This is a genomic window from Nocardia sp. CA-120079, from assembly GCF_050955745.1.
Lineage (GTDB): Bacteria > Actinomycetota > Actinomycetes > Mycobacteriales > Mycobacteriaceae > Nocardia.
Genome location: NZ_CP192088.1, coordinates 5,488,967 through 5,506,299, shown reverse-complemented (window position 1 = coordinate 5,506,299; position 17,333 = coordinate 5,488,967). Strand labels below are relative to the sequence as shown.

The following is a 17,333-nucleotide window of genomic DNA, read 5'->3' as shown; positions in this document are numbered from 1 at the left end:
AGGGGACGGCACCTCGTTCGGCGCGCCTCCCGGATACGAGCGGGCGTCGGGTGGACGGTGGAGGCGAGCACCGGATTTGGCAGGCACGGAAAGGGGCGGCGGGGATGACCATCGAGGACACCGCATTCGCCACGCCCTCGCTGGACGCCGACCGGTTCGATCCCAACGGGCCACTGCCGACCGGAACCACTGTGCTCGAGGCGAGCGCCGGTACCGGCAAGACGCATGCGATCGTCGGGTTGGCGGTGCGATACGTCGCCGAGATCGGGATCGATATTTCGCAGCTGTTGCTGGTGACATTCAGTCGGGCCGCAACCCAGGAGCTGCGAGAACGGACGCGGGACCGGTTCGTCGCGGTGGCGGCGGCACTGGCCGATCCCGAGACGGCTCGGGCCCATGCCGATGAGCTGATTCGGCTACTGGCGCAGGCGGATTCGGCTGAGATACTGCGGCGGCGGCATCGATTGCTCACCGCGCTTTCGGATTTCGACGCCGGGACCATCGCGACGACGCACAGTTTCTGCCAGCGCATGCTCGATGAGCTCGGGTTGGCGGGCGAACATGATCCCGGGTCGCGCTTGGTCGAGACGATCGATGATCTGATCGGCACGGTCGCCGATGACCTGTACCTGAACCGGTATGCCCGTGCGGAGCCGCCGTTTTCGCTGAAGGAGGCGCATACACTCGCGCTGGCGGCGGTGCAGGATCGCCACGCCGTATTGGTGCCGAAGGGGGACGGCCTTGCGGGGGAGCGGGTCGCCTTCGCCGCCGCCGTGCGCGCGGAAACCGAGCGCCGCAAACGCCTCGCGGGACTGCGCGACTTCGACGATCTGCTGGTGCTGCTGCACGATGTGCTCGCCGATCCGGAGCATGGGCCGCGGGCCTGTCGCCGCATCCGTGATCGGTATCGGGTCGCCCTGGTCGACGAATTCCAGGACACCGATCCGCTGCAGTGGGACATCTTGCGGCTGGCCTTCCACCGGCATTCGACCCTGGTGCTGGTCGGTGATCCGAAGCAGGCCATCTACGCGTTCCGCGGCGCGGAGGTGCTCAGCTATCTCGATGCCGTCGCACACGCCGATACCCGCAAGGAGCTCACCGACAACTGGCGTAGCGATGCGGGTCTGCTTGCCGCACTGGATCATCTGCAGGGCGGTGCGGCTTTGGGGCACAGGGAGATCACGGTCTACCCGGTCACCGCGACCCGCGGCTGGTCGCGACTGTCCGGACCAGCCGAACTGACGACGCCGCTGCGGATGCGGTGTCTGCCGCGCACCGGTGCGGGCCCGTTGAACAAATCGGGATTCCCGGCCGTCGGGCGCATGCGGGCCAAGGTCGCCGATGATCTCGCGGCCGATATCGTGCGACTGCTCGAGTCCGGTGCGCTGTTCGAGGCGAAGACCGGACCGCGGCCGATCGGTCCCGGCGATATCGCGGTACTGGTGCGGACTCGATCTCAAATCGACGTGGTGCGAACCGCTTTGGACCGAGTCGGCGTTGCCTCCGTACTCGCGGGTGGCACCAGCGTCTTCGCCACCAGCAGTGCGACGGACTGGCTCTGGCTGCTGCGCGCGCTCGAACAGCCCCACCGCTCCGACCGTGTCCGCCTTGCCGCCTGCACACCGCTGCTCGGCGTGACGGCGGTCGAAATCGACAGCGGCGGTGCGGATCTGGTCGGTCGTATCTCCGCCCAGCTGCGGGAGGCGGCCCGGCTATTCGCCCGTGCGGGTTTCGCGGCGGTCTTCGAAAAAATCTCCGCCGAAGCGAATCTGGCCCAGCGACTGCTCTCGGTCGAGAACGGCGAACGGGAGCTGACCGATCTGCGGCATATCGCGCAGCTGCTGGATCAGGTCGCACTGAGCGAAGGTCTCGGCCTCACTGCGCTGACCCGCTGGCTTGCCGATCGCGTCCGCGATCCCGCCTCCGGGTCGGTCGCCGACCGCAGCCGCCGCCTCGATCGCGATGCCGCGGCCGTGCAGATCGCGACCGTGCATGCCAGCAAGGGACTCGAATTCCCCATCGTCTACCTGCCTTTCGCGTGGGACAACGCGAAGAACCCGTACCCGCAGACCCTGCTGTTCCACACCGACGACGGCGCCCGGGTACTCGATGTCGGTGGTCAGGACGCGTCCGGTTACGGCGAGCGCAAGCTGCGCAGTGAAACCGAGGAGGCGGGGGAGGAACTGCGCCTGCTGTACGTCGCACTCACCCGTGCGATGTGTCAGATCGTCGCCTGGTGGGCACCCGCGATCACCACGGCCAACGCGCCGCTGCATCGGATGGTCCTCGGCCGCCCGGAGGGTGGGGATCTCGTGCCGAGCAAGGCGGCGGTGCCCGCGGATACCGTTGCGGTGTCGATGCTTTCGGCGTGGGCCGCCGGTGCGCCGGAGGCCATTTCGGTGGAAGGCGTCGAGCACACCGATACGGTCGAGATCCGCCGGGTTCGCAGCGAACTCCCGACCGGAGCCATCGCCGCCGCGCACTTCGCCCGCACCATGGACCTGCAGTGGCGTCGCACCTCATATTCGGCACTGACGGCAGGTGCGCACGATGCCGCCATCCCCGAGGCCGAACCCGAGGACGACCGCGGCCCGTCCGACGAACCCGGCACGCCGCCGCTCGCCGAAACCGAACCCCCGATCGCCGATGCGGCCCCGTCCCTGATGAACGCGCTGCCCTACGGCGCCGAATTCGGCACCCTGGTGCACGGTGTGCTCGAGCGAATCGATACCGACGCACCGGATCTGCCCACCGAGGTGCATACCCGCTGCCGTGCGGCGACTGAAGAGCTGATGGCCGAGGCCGATCCGGTGGTACTCGGCAACGCCCTGCTCGCCGTGCTGCACACCCCGCTCGGATTCGGTTGTCTCGCCGACATCTCCACCCGCGACCGGCTCAACGAACTCGACTTCGAGCTCCCGCTCGCCGGCGGTGACCTTGCGGGTGCGCAAACGGTCACGCTGCGCCGGATCGCCGATCTGCTGCGGACCCATCTCCCGGCCGACGATTCCTTGTCCAGCTATGCCGACCAACTCGCGTCCCTGGACGACACCCCGCTGCGCGGCTACCTCACCGGCAGTATCGACGCGGTGCTGCGGATCACCGAAAACTCGGGCGCGCAACCACGATTCGTCATCGTCGACTACAAAACCAACCGCCTCGGCACCGGCGACCTCACCGTCGATCACTACACCCACGACCGCATGGCCGCCGAAATGCTGCGCTCGCACTACCCGCTGCAGGCCCTGCTCTACGCGGTCGCCCTGCACCGCTATCTGCGATGGCGGCTGCCCGGTTACGATCCGACGCGCCATCTCGGTGGTGCCCGCTACCTTTTCGTCCGCGGCATGATCGGTCCCGAAACTCCGTCGGGCTGTGGTGTTTTCGATTGGAATCCACCGGCCGCGCTGATCGTCGCCCTGTCCGATCTACTGGCTGGGGAGGCTGCCCGATGACATCGATCCAGGTGGCGCAGCGCGGAACCGGGCTGCTGCGCACGTTCAACGAAGCCGGTGTGCTCTCCGCCGCCGACGTGCACGTCGCCCTTCGATTGGGCCGGATGGGCCGGGAAACCTCGGAAGAGGTGCTGTTCGCGGCTGCGCTCGCGGTTCGGGCGGTGCGTTCGGGCTCGGTCTGTCTGGAACTGCACCGGATGCGCGAGATCGGCGTCGATGCCGATGAAACCTGGGATGCGGGTGCGGGAATCGATCCGGCGACGCTGCCGTGGCCGGACATCGATGCGGTGGTCGCCGCGCTGCGGGTCAGTCCATTGGTGTGTGGGGGGCCGGCCGGTCCGTTGCAGCCGTTGCGGCTGGTCGCGGGGCCATTGCTCTATCTGGACCGCTATTACCAGCAGGAGCAGAGGATCCGCCGCGTGCTCACCGAGCGCTCCGGACACCATCCGAAGGTGGATCCGGCCATCGTGCGACGCGAACTCGACCGGCTCTTCGACGCCCCGGTCGGAGCGGCACCGGACCGCCAGCGGATCGCCGCCGCACTCGCCGCGACGCACTGGACCACGGTGGTGGCAGGCGGACCGGGGACCGGCAAGACCCATACCATCGCCCGCATCCTGGCCCTGCTCGATGCGCATCAGCAGGCGCATCCGAAGTTGCCCACGCTGCGCATCGCCATGGCCGCGCCCACCGGCAAAGCGGCCGCGCGACTGCAGGAAGCGGTGCGCGAACAGGCTGAATCGCTCGCGCTACCGGAGTTGACCGCAGCAACCCTGCATCGTCTGCTCGGATGGCAGCGCGGCCGGGCGACCCGGTTCCGGTACCACGAATTCAACCGATTGCCCTACGACGTGATCGTGGTCGACGAAACCTCCATGGTGTCGCTGACCATGATGAGCAGCTTGCTGGCCGCGCTGCGCCCGGATACCCGGCTAGTGCTCGTCGGTGACCCGGATCAGCTCGCCTCGGTCGACGCGGGCGCCGTCCTCGCGGATCTCGTCGCCGGACCCGTTGTGGGCGCGCCGAATCCGGTTCTCGAACAGGTCCTCGGTGCGGAATCCATTGTGGCCGACAGTGATCCGGAGTCGCTGACCGATCTCGAGCGAACGCGGCTGCGCGGCGGCATCGTCCGACTGACCCGTGGCCGCCGCTTCGGCGGCAAGATCGCCGAACTCGCTGTCGCGGTCCGCGCGGGTGATGCCGAGACCGCGCTCGCACTGCTGCGGGCGGGCGGCGAAGAACTCTCGCTCTGTACCCCCGAGGACACCGCATCCGTCCGCGCCGATGTGGTGCGCGCCGCCCGCGAGGTCACCGCGGCCGCCCTCGACGGCGATGCCGCGGCCGCGCTGACCGCCCTCGAATCCCACCGCCTCCTGTGTGCGCACCGGCAAGGTCCCTTCGGTGTCGAACGCTGGGACCGCATGGCCGGTGAGTGGGCCGCAGCCGGTGGCGCGGGACCGGACTCGCATCAGGCGCCGTGGTACCCGGGCCAACCCCTGCTGGTCACCGCCAACGACCACGAGGCGCGCATCTACAACGGCGATACCGGTGTCATCGTGCGTATGCCCGACGGCTCATTGCGTGCGGCCCTGCAGCGCGGCAGCGAACCCTACCTGGTGCATCCGACCCAATTTCCGGCCGTGGTCACCGTCTTCGCCATGACCATCCACCGCAGCCAGGGCAGCCAGTACGACACCGTCTCGGTCGTCTTGCCCGAACCCGAATCCACCCTGCTCACGAGGGAACTGCTGTACACGGCCATCACCCGCGCCCGTCGCCACGTGCGCATCATCGGTACCGACGACTCGATCCGCGCCGCCATCGACCGCCGCGTCCTGCGTGCCAGCGGCCTGTCGCGCATCCCGGCGTCGAAGTGAGCCTGACCTGGGAATCTCACGTTTTCCGCGTCCCCGACGTCTACCCAGCGTGAGATTGCCTCCGTTCGAGGATGTGGTAGCCGAATACGGCCCGATGGTGCTGCGCGTATGCCGGGCCGTGCTCGGTCCGACAGATGCGGCCGATGCCTGGTCGGAGACCTTTCTGTCGGCCCTGCGGGCCTATCCCGACCTCGACCCGAAGACGAATATCGAGGCATGGCTGGTCACCATCGCGCACCGGCGCGCGATCGATGTGGGGCGCGCACTGACCCGCGCACCCGTTCCGGCCGAAACGCTGCCCGAACGCACGGCACCGGATGCCGATCCGGCCGATTACGACCCCGATCTGTGGCACGCGCTCGCGTCGCTGCCGACCAAGCAGCGCCAAGCGGTGGCCTACCACTACCTGGCGGGTCTACCGCACGCCGAAATCGCTCAGCTGCTGGGCAATTCGACCGATGCCGCCCGTCGCGCCGCGGCCGACGGCCTCAAAACATTGCGCAAACTCTACCCGAAGGATCGAACATGATGGCCACTATCGACCGGGATCCGGACGGCCTCTTCGACGGCCTGAACCCGAACTCCGCCGAGATCCTGTCCCGATTGCGTCGACGGCTGGCCGCCGACGCCCAGGCCGCGGGCCTGCTCGACGTCGCCTACCGCACGGTGGACACTCCCGTCGGCGCCTTGCTGCTCGCGGCGACTCCTGCGGGCCTGGTGCGGGTCGCCTACCCCAGCGAGAACCACGACACCGTGCTCGCCACACTCGCCGAGCGCATCAGCCCGCGTGTCCTGGCCGCCCCGGCGCGTCTGGATGCCGCGGCACGCGAGATCGACGAGTACTTCGCCGGTGCGCGAACACAATTCGATCTGCCACTCGATCTGCGTTTGACCGTCGGATTCCGCCGCCAGGTGATCGAGCACCTGAGCGATATCGGCTACGGGCATCGCGAGAGCTACGCAGATGTCGCTGCGGCCGTCGGCAATCCGCGTGCGGTTCGCGCGGTCGGCTCGGCCTGTGCGCACAATCCGCTGCCGGTGGTCATCCCGTGCCATCGCGTGGTGCGCAGCGACGGTTCGATCGGCCAGTACGTCGGCGGCGTCACCGCCAAGACCGCTCTGCTCACACTTGAAGCGGCGTGGCCGGAGACGCTATGAAAACCTCTGCCGCACTGGAAGAAAGAGTCGAAGCGCAGCAGTGGCTCGACCTGACCGAGGAGATCGACGCCTATGGCTGCGCCCAGACCGGCCCGCTGCTGAATCCGGACGAGTGCGCCGAGTTCGCCGCCATGTGGGAGGATCTGGGCCGCTTCCGGTCGACGATCGACATGGCCCGCTATCGATTCGGCCAGGGCACCTACCGGTACTTCGCCGACCCGGTTCCCGCACCGATCATGCGGCTGCGCAGGGCTTTCTACCGCAAACTGCTGCCCATCGCCCGCACGTGGGCCGAGCGACTCGGCGATCCGACGCCGTGGCCCGACGATTTCGACGATTGGCTCGACGCTTGCCACGCCGCCGGCCAGACAAAGCCGACACCAATTCTGTTGCGCTACACCGAAGGTGACTGGAACGCGCTGCACCGTGACCTATACGGCGAGCTCGTCTTCCCGCTGCAAGTCGCGATCGGCCTGGACCGCCCTGGCATCGACCACACCGGCGGCGAATTCCTCCTTGTCGAACAACGGCCGCGCGCGCAATCGAAGCCGACGGTCACCATCCTGGAACAGGGCCACGCACTCGTCTTCACCACCCGAGATCGGCCGATCCCATCCTCGCGCGGCTGGTCCCGCGCTCCGATTCGCCACGGCGTCAGCCGAATTCGCAGTGGTCACCGACACACCCTGGGCCTGGTTCTGCACGACGCCGAATGAGATGTACATCCTGACCGATGCCGACGGCCGCCCGTATCCCAGCCCCACACCGGGCTGGTACGGCGGTCACCGGCGCGGGAAGCTGTACGGCCGCCTCGACTGCCCGTCGGCCTTGCGAGCCTTGGCACGCGGCCACTACCGCGCCCACCGTGTCTTCTTCGCCGACGAACAAACCGCCATCGCCGCCGGTTACCGCCCGTGCGCGGTCTGCTTGCCCGCCGCATACGCGGCATGGAAAGCCGAATCCGGTAGGTGATCTCACGTTTCGGCGCTTGGGAGCGTCTACCTGATGAAGGCTCGATAGAGAGGAGCAACATCATGTCCGATACCGCCATCGCACGACTGGTGCACGGCTCGACACTGGGCAATCTGCTGATCGAAGCGAACCAGGCCGGCGTCACCCTGGTTGCGTTCACCGATGAGCTGCCGACCGAATCAACCGGCGAAAATTCCACGGCGCGTGAGCATCTGGAGACCGCCGCAGACCAAATCGACGCATACCTCACCGGCGAACGTCGGCGATTCACCGTCCCGATGGACCTGACGGATATGAGCGCGTTCGCTCGAGAGGTCTTGCGGACGCTCGAGGCGACCACGGGATACGGCCGGACAACCACCTACGGCGCCCTGACCCGGCAACTCGGCCGCACGCCCGCCGACGCCCGCAAGATCGGCGGCGCGCTGGCTCGTAACCGGCTGCTGATCCTGCTCCCGTGCCACCGTGTGCTCGGGGCCGATGGATCCCTGACCGGTTACGCGGGCGGGCTACCCGCCAAACGAGCCCTGCTCGACCTCGAATCGGTCGACCTCCTGCTGCCGCTGGGCGGATGACGGCGCGATCGGGAATATCGGCGGCGACTGTGTGCTTGCATGAGGTCATGACGAGCGCTGAGTTGTTGGTCGATGCCTTCGGACGGGTGCGGGAGAATGTGCACGGCGCGGTGGAGGGGCTCGGACAGGACGAGCTGGCGGCGCAGATCGATCCGGACGCCAACTCCATCGCCTGGCTGATCTGGCATCTGACCCGGGTGCAGGACGACCACATAGCTGACGTGGCGGGACTGGAACAGATGTGGACGGCGGCGGGCTGGGCCAAACGGTTCGACCTGCCGTTCGCCGATGAGGCGACTGGCTACGGGCACCGCGCCGGGGAGGTCGCCGAACTCGGCGGGATTTCCGCCGAGCTGCTGTTGGGCTACTACGACGCGGTGCACACGCAGACGATCGACTACGTAACCGGACTCACCGATGCCGACCTGCCCCGCATCGTCGACACCCGCTGGGATCCGCCGGTCACCCTGGGTGTGCGGCTGATCAGCGTCGTGGACGACGATATCCAGCACGCCGGCCAAGCCGCCTTCATTCGCGGAGTTCTGCTGCGCCGCAGGTAGTTGGGGTCGGTTGAACCGCAGGGCCCGCTCGGCGAGATCAGTCAGCTGTCTCAGGGGAGGAGCGGGGCGATGGCTTGTGCGATTTCGCTGACGTTTTCGCAGGGGGAGAGTTTGCGGGGGTGCTGGCCGCGGGGGTCGTCTACGAGGATGTAGAGGGAGCCGGATTTCATATCGATGTTGATGGTGCAGCCGCCGGGGACGTCGGGGCGGGTCTCGTAGCGTAGGGCCTTGCGGGCGTCGATGGTGAGTTCGGTTGCGGTGGGGAACTTTTCGCTGACTTCGGCAAGGGTTTGGTTGGTCGTCTGGACGCGGAATGTGTACGTGCTCTGCGCGACGTACATGCAGCCGTTCCACTGGATGTTGCCCGTCGAATCCTGCTTGGGGGTGGGGGTGCGGGCGTTCCATTGGTGTTCGGAGAGGAACTGGGGCGTCAGCGCGGCGCAGGGATCGAATGCGGTGTTCGATGTGCTGGACGGCGTGGCCGAGGTACCGGAGGTGACAGGTGTGGTGGATGTGGCGGTCGAGTGGCATTGCTTCCGTCACCGCACGCCACGAGGACAATGGCCGCAGCCGTGATCAGCAGCGCCGCTTTCGACGAGCGCTCGGCGCGGATCCTCATACGCGGATCTGCCGTATCCGGCGGGCGAAGTCTTCATCGGTGCGCTCGTAGGCGTCACAGATGGTCTTGAACAGGGACTGGATTTCCGTGGCGACCGCGATGTACTCGCCGATTGTGTCGTAAGCGTTGTTCGGGCCGCCGAATGCCTTCTCCCTGAACAGTTTCACCAGCTCGACGGCCGAGGTCAGGCGCGGGTTGTCTTCACCGAGTCCCCAGGTCGACCGCTCACCGAGTGCACGCGCGTCGTTCTGAACCGAGGACAGGTCGATGATCAAGTTCTGGCAGGCCGCGTCGATATCCAGAAACGCCTGGGGTTCCATCCGCACCTTCAGCGCCCCGGTCTTCGCATCCTCGATATACCCGTCGAACGCACTGTCGACAGCCATAATGGTCGCCCCTTCAACTAGTCCCGTCTGATCATAGAGACGCACGCGTCGAGGAAACGGTTCCATCGAAAACACAGATTCCCGAAACCGGGCGTTTTCGGCGCCTCCGGCGTCACGATCCTCGACCGAACCGCAGCGGATAGGCTGGGGGTTGAAATCGGTGCGAATCGCACCGCCGAATACGGAGGACGAGATCGATGAGGATCGCTGGTGAGCATGTCGATGTGCTCATTGTCGGTGCCGGACTGTCCGGCATAGGCGCGGCGTATCACCTGCGGCGGGCCTTCCCGGAGAAGAGCTACACGATTCTGGAGAGCCGCGACGCGATCGGCGGCACCTGGGACCTGTTCCGCTATCCGGGAATTCGCTCCGATTCCGATATGTACACCCTCGGCTACCGCTTCCGTCCGTGGCTGGGGGAGTATTCGATCGCCGACGGCGCGGACATCCTCGACTATGTGCGCGCCACAGCCGCCGAGAGCGGGATCGACCGCCATATCCGCTTCCACCATCGCGTCGTCGGTGCCGAATGGTCGTCGCGGGAAAACCGGTGGACGGTGCGCGCCGAACGCACCGATACCGGCGAAACCGTCACTCTCACAGCCGGATTCCTGTTCTGCTGCTCCGGTTACTACCGCTATGACGAGGGCTACACGCCGGAATTCGCGGGTACCGAGCGTTTCGCCGGGCCGATCATCCACCCGCAGCACTGGCCGCACGATCTGGATGTCGCGGGCAAGCGCGTAGTGCTGATCGGCAGCGGCGCGACCGCGGTCACGCTGGGACCGGCACTGACCGAACAGGGCGCGCACGTGACGATGCTGCAACGCTCACCCAGCTACATCATCTCTGCACCCGCCCGCGACGACCTCGCCGTCAAGGCCCGAAAATTCCTGCCGACCCGCGCCGCCTACGCGGTGGCCAGGGCTGAAAATGTGGCGCTGGCAACCGCGATTTACCAACTGAGTCAACGGTATCCGCAATCCATGCGCAAGCGGATCAAGGGCTGGCAGCGGCGCTGGCTGCCCGAGGGCTACGACATCGATACCCATTTCACCCCGACCTACAACCCCTGGGATCAGCGACTGTGCTTGGCCCCCAATGGCGATTTCTTTCGCGCGATCCGCAACGGTCGATTGGATGTCGTGACCGATAAGGTCGAGACATTCACCGAGACGGGCCTGGCCCTCGCCTCCGGTGCGAGCCTCGATGCCGACATCGTGATCACCGCAACGGGTTTGAATCTGCTCGCCTTCGGCGGCATCGAACTCGCCGTCGACGGACAGCAGGTGCACCTCGCCGAACACATGGCCTACAAGGCCATGATGCTCTCGGATGTGCCGAATTTCGCGTACATCATCGGATACACCAACGCCTCTTGGACGCTGAAGGCGGATCTGGTGTGCGAGTACGTCGTTCGGCTGCTACGCCATATGTACCGCAACGGATACGACCGCTGCACACCGGTGCGCGATCCGTCCGTCGGCGCGGCGTCGCTATTCCTGAATTTCAATCCGGGTTATGTCCAGCGTGCCGCCAGCCAATTCCCGATCCAGGGCACCGAGGCGCCGTGGCGCCTACGCATGAATTACCTGCGCGATCTGGTCACGCTGCGTCACGGCAAGATCACCGATCGCGCGATGGTATTCGAACGGTCGCGGGATCGGGATCCGGTATCCACACAGGGCTGACGACTGGTCAGTGCGGCTCCGCCGACCGCGCGGCCGCGATATTGCGCAATACGCTGGTCGCGTGGTCGTCGAATCGTTCGCGTGGAATATCGATGGTGCCGTCCAGCCACGGGCGGTACATATACGCCATCGCGCCGAAAATGGCGTTCGAGTTGAGGCTGTTCTCGTACTGATCCGGTGGGGTCTGCGGTCCGTCGTCACCCAATCCGATCGTGAGCGCGATCGGCGCGGTGAACAATTCGATGAGCTCATTGCCTCGGTCGCCGAGTACCCGGGTGGCCTGCGATTCCACGAACATGATCTGGCCGCGCCGACGATCCTCGACCAGATAATCGGTGAATGCCGAAATGGCATGGCGAAATAGTTTTTGCGGTTCGGGCGGAGCGGTGGCAAGCGCCGCGAGCAGGCGTTCCTGTGCGCCGAGGACCACCGCTTCCAATGCCGCGGTGAGCAGTTTGTCCAGATTCGGGAAGCTCTCGTAGAAGTAGCGCTCGGTGAGTCCGGCCTGCCTGCAGACCCCGCGCATGGAGATATCGGAGGCTCCGATCGTGGCCATCAACTCGATGGCGGCCTCGACGAGTTGTTCGCGGCGCGCGGCGATTCGGTCGGCCGGGGGTGTACCGCGCCAGCGGCGCATCCCCGGTATCGATCCATCGGAAACGGCGTCGTTCATGGCCCGATCCTCCCATAGTCGGGAAGTTGACATCATGTGATGTTGACAGCATTTGATGTCGGCAATACATTGATCGTCCAGGGACCAGACGTGAGGACCATCAGATGGGCACTGCTTACGCCGATCAGGCTCATGCCATCAACGCGCGGGACGTCAGCTTCGACTTCGATTCGGTGCCGATGCACTACATCCCCGGCGAAGTCATGGCCACCCACATCATCAATGTGATGCACCTGGTGCTCCCCGAAGGCGAGCGGGCCATGGCGCAGGCGCTGGCCGAGGCCTTACCGCTGATCGATGATGAGCGATTGCGGGAAGAGGTCCGCGGCTTCATCGGTCAGGAGACGATGCACGCCGGTTCCCACGAAAAGGCCCGCCACCAGTTGGAACGCCTCGGACTCGAGGTCGGGCCGATGGTGGATCGCGTCGCCTGGCTGATCGATCGGCTGCTCGGTGACCACGGACTGTCCGGCCGGGCCAGACACGAATGGCTGTGCGAGCGACTGGCCCTGTTCGCGGGGATGGAGCACTACACCGCCGTCATCGGCGAATGGCTGCTCACCAACGACAAATTGGCGGCCAAGGGGATGCATCCGGCAATGCTGGATCTCGTCCGCTGGCATGGCGCCGAGGAGGTCGAACATCGCAGCGTGGTCTACGACGCGTACATGCATCTCGACGGCGGCTATGCCCGCAAGGCGCGTCAGGCGTTGATCGCCAGCTCGGGATTGCTCGCGCTGTTCGTGATTTCGGGTGCCTACCTCTTCCAGCGCGACCCATCGCCGAACAAGGGCCGGTGGTGGCCGCTACAGATGGCCAGTGCCTCGCTGCGCGGTGTGGTCCCGAACTTCACCACCTTCTTGACCGAGATTCCGCGGTACCTGCGGCCGGGATTCCATCCCTCCCAACTCGGTCCGATGGATAACGCACTGCGCTACCTCGCGCAGTCGCCGGCGGCACGGGCACGCTCATGACCGCCGTTGAGGAGCAGTTCCGGCCGGGAGCCGGGCTGCGGATGATCGCGTCGGCGGTGGACACCTACAAGCGGGTGTTCACCGAAGGGAAAGCGGCGCAGCTGCTTTCGCGGCCACAGCCGGTGCGGCGCACCGGCTACGATTTCGAGCTGGCGATCTTGGGAATCGAGGCCGAGGCCGACGAGGTGGTCAGCCTGACCCTGTGCGATCCAGGCGGGGCGGACCTGCCCGCCTGGACGCCGGGCGCCCATATCGATGTATTCCTGCCCTCGGGTCGGCAGCGGCAGTATTCGCTGAACAGCGACCCGGAGGATCGCAGCTGCTACCGAATCGCGGTGCGGTACATCGCCGATGGCGACGGTGGTTCCCGCGAGATCCACGAGCAGTTGCGCGTCGGCGACCGACTGTGGGTGCGGGGCCCGCGCAATGCGTTCCCGCTCGTCGACGCACCGGAGTATTTCTTCGTGGCGGGCGGTATCGGGATCACGCCGATTCTGCCGATGGTCACTGCCACCGAACGTGCCGGAATACCGTGGCGGCTCATGTATTTCGGACGCTCGCGGGGGCGGATGCCGTTCCTGTACGAGCTCGCCCACTTTACCGGTGGTGATGTGGTGGTCCGACCCGATGACGAGTTCGGGGTGCCGGATCCGCGGATGATCTTCGAGCAGACGCCGACCGGTGCCGCGGTATATGTCTGCGGACCACCGGCATTGGCGGAAGCCGCGCGCAAGGTGCTGCTGTTACATGATCCGATGGCCCCGCTGCACACCGAGCGCTTCTCGGCGGTACCGGTCAGCGACGGCACGCCGTTCCGTATTCGATTGCGCCGCAGTGGAACCGAGGTTGATGTCGCCGCCGATGAGTCCGCGCTGAGCGCGATCCGGCGGGCGGTGCCCGGTGTCGCGTACTCGTGTCAGCAGGGTTTCTGTGGGACGTGCCGGGCGAGTGTAATCGCCGGTGAGGTCGAGCATCGGGACCGCGCGCTACTGCCCGGCGATCGTAACAGTGCGATGCTCACCTGCGTATCGCGTTCTCGCGGTGGCGAACTCGAACTCGATCTGTAGATTTCACTCCGCGGGCGGGAAGATACCCGGCAGTGTCATGGCATATTCGAGATCGGCGCGGGTACCGAGCGTGGTGAGCAGCACGCGGATCATGGTGAGCCGTCCGGCGGCAACGGTTTCCGCGTCCGGCTCGGCGCCGGGCGCGGTACCCGCCGCAATGCGATAGACCACATACTCGCAAACATGTAGGGCCGCATCGAGATCCAGCGGTGAGGGGACCGGGCGGCCCAATTCGGTGAACGTTTCGCGCACCAGCGCGCGGATATCGTCGAGTGCCCGTTCGCGATAGGCCGATACCGGTGAGGCCGGATCGTGTAGTTCGGCGAACAACGGCCGCAGCATCGCACCGTGGCCGCGGGCCCAGGCAAGATAGGCATCGATGAGTCGAATGCCGAGTTCGACCGGCTCGTCGGGACCGGTCAGTGCCGTGCGGATTCCGTCGACAAGGCCATCGTTGGATGCCTCGAGCACGACGTGCAGCGGTTCGGTGGCATTGCCGAAGTAGCGGTAGAAGGTGGGTCGGGCCAGTCCGGCCTGTTCGATGATCTGGGCGACGCTGAGTCCGCGCGAACCGCCGCGGGTGAATACCGCCGCGGTGGCGAGCACGATGCGGGCGCGGACCTCCTCGGCCTGCTCCTGGGTCTGCGGTGGTCGGCCCCGGCGGGCCGCGCCGTTCGTCTGGGAAGTGTCAGTGGACATGGTGATGCCTCACAACTCGAAGCCTGACCCGTCTGTGTGCCACACCTGACAGCTTGACACGAGGCGCGGCACCGGCATTAATCTAACACTAGTGTTCAGGAAATAGCCGATCCCGGCTTACCGTCTCGTCCAGCACAGACGCCCGACCCAGGAGAGGGCCGACAATGACGACCGCCCGCCAGCTGACCGAACCGACGGCCCTGCCCGCGGCCCTGGTACAACCCCTGCTAGATCGTGCGATCGCGGGCGCTGCCCCCGCGGTCGAGGTCTTCGCACCCGCGACCGGGCGCAAGATCGCGGACCTGCCGCAGTCCTCGACCGGCGATATCGAGACCGCCTTCGCGACCGCGCGCACCGCGCAGCGGGAATGGGCGCGGCGCTCGGTCCGTGAGCGGGTCGCGGTGCTCCGGAAATTCCACGACATCGTGCTGGCCGAACAAGACACCATCCTCGATATCGTGCAGACCGAGACCGGAAAGTCCCGAGCGCATGCGTTCGACGAGGTCGGGGATGTGGCGGTCAATGCCAGGTACTACGCGTCGGTCGCGAACAAGCTGTTGGCCACCCGCAAGCCGCGTGGTGTGCTGCCGGTATTGACCCAGGTCGATGTGCGGATTCGGCCCAAGGGCGTGGTCGCGGTGATCTCGCCGTGGAACTATCCGCTGGCGCTGGCCGTCTCCGACGCCCTGCCCGCGTTGGTCGCCGGAAATGCCGTGGTCGCGCGGCCGGACAACCAGACCGCACTGACCGCACTGTGGGCCATCGATGCCGCCGAGCGCGCCGGGCTGCCGCGCGGACTCTGGCAGGCGGTGCTCGGCCGTGGTTCGGTGATCGGCGGTGAGGTGATCGCGCGCGCCGATTATGTCGACTACACCGGGTCCAGTGCGACCGGCCGGACCATCGCGCAGCAGGCCGGGGAGCGGCTGATCGGCTATTCGCTCGAACTCGGCGGGAAGAACCCGCTGCTGGTGCTCGCCGATGCGGATGTCTCCAGGGCGGCCAAGATCGCGATTCGGGCCTGCTTCGCCTCGGCGGGGCAGCTGTGCGAGTCGATGGAGCGAATCTATGTGCACGACAAGGTCTATGACCAGTTCGTCGGCGAATTCATCGAGCATGTGCGGACGGTCGAATTGGGCGGTGCGCTCGATTACGCCAGTGATATGGGGTCTTTGACGTTCCAGCGCCAATTGGACACCGTCAGTGCGCATGTCGACGATGCCGTCGCGAAGGGTGCGCAGGTGCTGGCGGGCGGTAAGGCGCGTCCCGATCTCGGACCGTACTTCTACGAGCCGACAGTGCTGACCGGTGTGCGGCCCGGGATGACGGTGTATCGCGAGGAGACCTTCGGTCCGGTGGTTTCGATCTATCGGGTCGGCAGCGACGACGAGGCGGTCGAACAGGCCAACGACACCGCATACGGCCTGAATGCGAGTGTCTGGACCAAGGATGTCGATCGAGGTCGTCGGGTGGCCGCGCGCATCAATGCGGGTTCGGTGAATGTGAACGAGGGCTTCATCGCGGCCTGGGGCAGTGCGGACGCGCCATCGGGTGGGCTCGGCATTTCGGGTACCGGGCGTCGGCACGGTCCGGAGGGCTTGTTGAAGTACATCGACACCCAGACGATCGCGGTGCAGCGGGTGCTCCCGATCGCACCACTGCCCGGCATGTCCGATGAACTGTGGGCCAAGACCATGACGCTGTATTTCGGCGTCATGAAGGCGCTGCGCCAAAAGTAATTGCGTCAAAAGCCATTTCGCGACGAAATCAAGATGAGGACGAATGAAACTGGACACGGTAGCCGATAAGAAGGTCCTGGTCACGGGCGCGGCAATGGGCCTGGGCAAGCTGTTCGCCGAGCGGGCGGTGCGCGAGGGTGCGGCCGCGGTGGTGCTGTGGGATATCAACGAAACCGCGCTGAAGGAGACCGCGGTCGAGTTGTCCGGTCGCGGCGTCGCCATCCATCACTATGTGGTCGATGTGTCCGCGCAGGACGCCATCGGCGAGGCCGCGGCGGCGGTGCGCGCCGACGTCGGCGATATCGACATCCTGATCAACAATGCGGGCATCGTGCGCGGCAACAGCTACTTCTGGGAGACCACCGATCGCGCCGATATCGATAAAACGATGGCGATCAATTCCCTTGCGCCGATGTACATCACGCTCGAATTCCTGCCCGCGATGGTGCGCGGTGCGGGCACGGCGCGCGTGATGACCATCGCGTCATCGGCTGGTCTGGTTTCCAATCCGCGCATGAGCGTGTACGCGGCCTCGAAGTGGGCGGCGCTGGGCTGGTCGGATTCGGTGCGCATCGAGCTGGAACAGGCGGGCCACGACCATGTGCGGATCACCACGGTCTGTCCGACCTACATCAATACCGGAATGTTCGATGGCGCAAAGGGTTTCCTGTTCACGCCGATTCTCGAACAGGACGATGTCGTCGACACCTCGTGGCGCGAAATGAAATCGGGCACTGCGCTGGTGATCCTGCCGTGGACATCCCGGCTCAACAAGGCGATCTCCGGTCTGCTGCCGATCAAACTGCGCGATCTGTTCCTGAATTCGGTTGGCGTGTACCACTCGATGGACGAGTTCACCGGTCACAAGAAGTAGCGGCCTCAGAACGTGTG

At 66.1% G+C, this 17,333-nt stretch carries 16 protein-coding genes and 1 pseudogene; 13 read left to right on the top strand and 4 right to left on the bottom strand.

Going from position 1 to position 17,333, the window contains the following annotated elements; translation table 11 throughout:
- Positions 1 to 104: 104 nt before the first annotated feature.
- The 8 genes from ACQPYR_RS25355 to ACQPYR_RS25320 all read left to right on the top strand — a co-directional run bounded on the left by ACQPYR_RS25355 (position 105) and on the right by ACQPYR_RS25320 (position 8,597).
- Positions 105 to 3,455 (top strand): UvrD-helicase domain-containing protein, encoded by a 3,351-nt coding sequence (locus ACQPYR_RS25355; RefSeq protein ID WP_433621445.1) that lies wholly within the window; start codon positions 105 to 107, stop codon positions 3,453 to 3,455.
- Positions 3,452 to 5,332: an exodeoxyribonuclease V subunit alpha gene (gene recD / locus ACQPYR_RS25350; protein ID WP_433621444.1), complete on the top strand. Its 1,881-nt coding sequence runs from the start codon at positions 3,452 to 3,454 to the stop codon at positions 5,330 to 5,332. The genes ACQPYR_RS25355 and recD overlap by 4 nt, the downstream gene beginning before the upstream one ends.
- Positions 5,333 to 5,381: 49 nt before the next feature.
- On the top strand, positions 5,382 to 5,861 hold the full coding sequence (locus ACQPYR_RS25345; RefSeq protein WP_433621443.1) for an RNA polymerase sigma factor: 480 nt from the start codon (positions 5,382 to 5,384) through the stop codon (positions 5,859 to 5,861).
- Positions 5,861 to 6,490, top strand: coding sequence for a methylated-DNA--[protein]-cysteine S-methyltransferase (locus ACQPYR_RS25340; protein ID WP_433635240.1), 630 nt, complete (start codon positions 5,861 to 5,863; stop codon positions 6,488 to 6,490). The genes ACQPYR_RS25345 and ACQPYR_RS25340 overlap by 1 nt, the downstream gene beginning before the upstream one ends.
- Positions 6,487 to 7,206 (top strand): 2OG-Fe(II) oxygenase, encoded by a 720-nt coding sequence (locus tag ACQPYR_RS25335; protein ID WP_433621442.1) that lies wholly within the window; start codon positions 6,487 to 6,489, stop codon positions 7,204 to 7,206. Before ACQPYR_RS25340 ends, ACQPYR_RS25335 begins: the two co-directional genes overlap by 4 nt.
- 1 nt (position 7,207) lies before the next feature.
- A complete protein-coding gene (locus ACQPYR_RS25330) occupies positions 7,208 to 7,462 on the top strand; it encodes an Ada metal-binding domain-containing protein (RefSeq protein WP_433621441.1) in 255 nt (84 codons plus the stop codon).
- A 62-nt stretch (positions 7,463 to 7,524) separates the two neighbouring features.
- Complete coding sequence (locus ACQPYR_RS25325; protein ID WP_433621440.1) at positions 7,525 to 8,037, top strand: methylated-DNA--[protein]-cysteine S-methyltransferase; 513 nt, start codon at positions 7,525 to 7,527, stop codon at positions 8,035 to 8,037.
- A gap of 47 nt (positions 8,038 to 8,084) precedes the next feature.
- Positions 8,085 to 8,597, top strand: coding sequence for a mycothiol transferase (locus ACQPYR_RS25320; protein ID WP_433621439.1), 513 nt, complete (start codon positions 8,085 to 8,087; stop codon positions 8,595 to 8,597).
- Between the two features lie 50 nt (positions 8,598 to 8,647).
- On the opposite strand, the pseudogene ACQPYR_RS25315 reads toward ACQPYR_RS25320, so the two are convergent.
- Positions 8,648 to 9,106, bottom strand: a pseudogene (locus tag ACQPYR_RS25315) (DUF3558 domain-containing protein); the annotation flags it as partial.
- A 106-nt stretch (positions 9,107 to 9,212) separates the two neighbouring features.
- Positions 9,213 to 9,602, bottom strand: coding sequence for a hypothetical protein (locus tag ACQPYR_RS25310; RefSeq protein WP_433621438.1), 390 nt, complete (start codon positions 9,600 to 9,602; stop codon positions 9,213 to 9,215).
- 197 nt (positions 9,603 to 9,799) lie between these two features.
- Between ACQPYR_RS25310 and ACQPYR_RS25305 the strand changes: the two genes are divergently transcribed.
- Entirely contained in the window at positions 9,800 to 11,293 is a 1,494-nt protein-coding gene (locus tag ACQPYR_RS25305) for a flavin-containing monooxygenase (RefSeq protein WP_433621437.1), read from the top strand.
- A 7-nt stretch (positions 11,294 to 11,300) separates the two neighbouring features.
- Here the strand turns inward: ACQPYR_RS25305 and ACQPYR_RS25300 are convergent, their stop codons facing one another.
- The gene (locus ACQPYR_RS25300) at positions 11,301 to 11,966 is read right to left on the bottom strand and encodes a TetR/AcrR family transcriptional regulator (RefSeq protein ID WP_433621436.1); all 666 of its coding nucleotides are present in this window, start codon (positions 11,964 to 11,966) and stop codon (positions 11,301 to 11,303) included.
- 104 nt (positions 11,967 to 12,070) lie between these two features.
- On the opposite strand from ACQPYR_RS25300, the gene ACQPYR_RS25295 reads away from it, so the two are divergent.
- Both ACQPYR_RS25295 and ACQPYR_RS25290 read left to right on the top strand, forming a co-directional pair.
- Entirely contained in the window at positions 12,071 to 12,940 is an 870-nt protein-coding gene (locus ACQPYR_RS25295; RefSeq protein WP_387292894.1) for a metal-dependent hydrolase, read from the top strand.
- Complete coding sequence (locus ACQPYR_RS25290; RefSeq protein ID WP_433621435.1) at positions 12,937 to 14,007, top strand: PDR/VanB family oxidoreductase; 1,071 nt, start codon at positions 12,937 to 12,939, stop codon at positions 14,005 to 14,007. The genes ACQPYR_RS25295 and ACQPYR_RS25290 overlap by 4 nt, the downstream gene beginning before the upstream one ends.
- 3 nt (positions 14,008 to 14,010) lie before the next feature.
- Here ACQPYR_RS25290 and ACQPYR_RS25285 read toward each other — a convergent pair whose 3' ends face one another.
- The gene (locus tag ACQPYR_RS25285) at positions 14,011 to 14,706 is read right to left on the bottom strand and encodes a TetR/AcrR family transcriptional regulator (RefSeq protein ID WP_433621434.1); all 696 of its coding nucleotides are present in this window, start codon (positions 14,704 to 14,706) and stop codon (positions 14,011 to 14,013) included.
- Positions 14,707 to 14,870: 164 nt separating this feature from the next.
- On the opposite strand from ACQPYR_RS25285, the gene ACQPYR_RS25280 reads away from it, so the two are divergent.
- Both ACQPYR_RS25280 and ACQPYR_RS25275 read left to right on the top strand, forming a co-directional pair.
- Positions 14,871 to 16,442, top strand: coding sequence for a succinic semialdehyde dehydrogenase (locus ACQPYR_RS25280; RefSeq protein WP_433621433.1), 1,572 nt, complete (start codon positions 14,871 to 14,873; stop codon positions 16,440 to 16,442).
- 43 nt (positions 16,443 to 16,485) lie between these two features.
- Positions 16,486 to 17,316, top strand: a complete 831-nt coding sequence (locus ACQPYR_RS25275) for an SDR family oxidoreductase (protein WP_433621432.1) — start codon at positions 16,486 to 16,488, stop codon at positions 17,314 to 17,316.
- The last annotated feature ends 17 nt before the right edge of the window (positions 17,317 to 17,333 follow it).

Coding starts and splice junctions, on each gene's coding strand:
- ACQPYR_RS25355 (WP_433621445.1), top strand. CDS start 105: ATGACCATCGAGGACACCGCATTCGCCACGCCCTCGCTGGACGCCGAC.
- recD (WP_433621444.1), top strand. CDS start 3,452: ATGACATCGATCCAGGTGGCGCAGCGCGGAACCGGGCTGCTGCGCACG.
- ACQPYR_RS25340 (WP_433635240.1), top strand. CDS start 5,861: ATGGCCACTATCGACCGGGATCCGGACGGCCTCTTCGACGGCCTGAAC.
- ACQPYR_RS25335 (WP_433621442.1), top strand. CDS start 6,487: ATGAAAACCTCTGCCGCACTGGAAGAAAGAGTCGAAGCGCAGCAGTGG.
- ACQPYR_RS25330 (WP_433621441.1), top strand. CDS start 7,208: ATGTACATCCTGACCGATGCCGACGGCCGCCCGTATCCCAGCCCCACA.
- ACQPYR_RS25325 (WP_433621440.1), top strand. CDS start 7,525: ATGTCCGATACCGCCATCGCACGACTGGTGCACGGCTCGACACTGGGC.
- ACQPYR_RS25320 (WP_433621439.1), top strand. CDS start 8,085: ATGACGAGCGCTGAGTTGTTGGTCGATGCCTTCGGACGGGTGCGGGAG.
- ACQPYR_RS25310 (WP_433621438.1), bottom strand. CDS start 9,602: ATGGCTGTCGACAGTGCGTTCGACGGGTATATCGAGGATGCGAAGACC.
- ACQPYR_RS25305 (WP_433621437.1), top strand. CDS start 9,800: ATGAGGATCGCTGGTGAGCATGTCGATGTGCTCATTGTCGGTGCCGGA.
- ACQPYR_RS25300 (WP_433621436.1), bottom strand. CDS start 11,966: ATGAACGACGCCGTTTCCGATGGATCGATACCGGGGATGCGCCGCTGG.
- ACQPYR_RS25295 (WP_387292894.1), top strand. CDS start 12,071: ATGGGCACTGCTTACGCCGATCAGGCTCATGCCATCAACGCGCGGGAC.
- ACQPYR_RS25290 (WP_433621435.1), top strand. CDS start 12,937: ATGACCGCCGTTGAGGAGCAGTTCCGGCCGGGAGCCGGGCTGCGGATG.
- ACQPYR_RS25285 (WP_433621434.1), bottom strand. CDS start 14,706: ATGTCCACTGACACTTCCCAGACGAACGGCGCGGCCCGCCGGGGCCGA.
- ACQPYR_RS25280 (WP_433621433.1), top strand. CDS start 14,871: ATGACGACCGCCCGCCAGCTGACCGAACCGACGGCCCTGCCCGCGGCC.
- ACQPYR_RS25275 (WP_433621432.1), top strand. CDS start 16,486: ATGAAACTGGACACGGTAGCCGATAAGAAGGTCCTGGTCACGGGCGCG.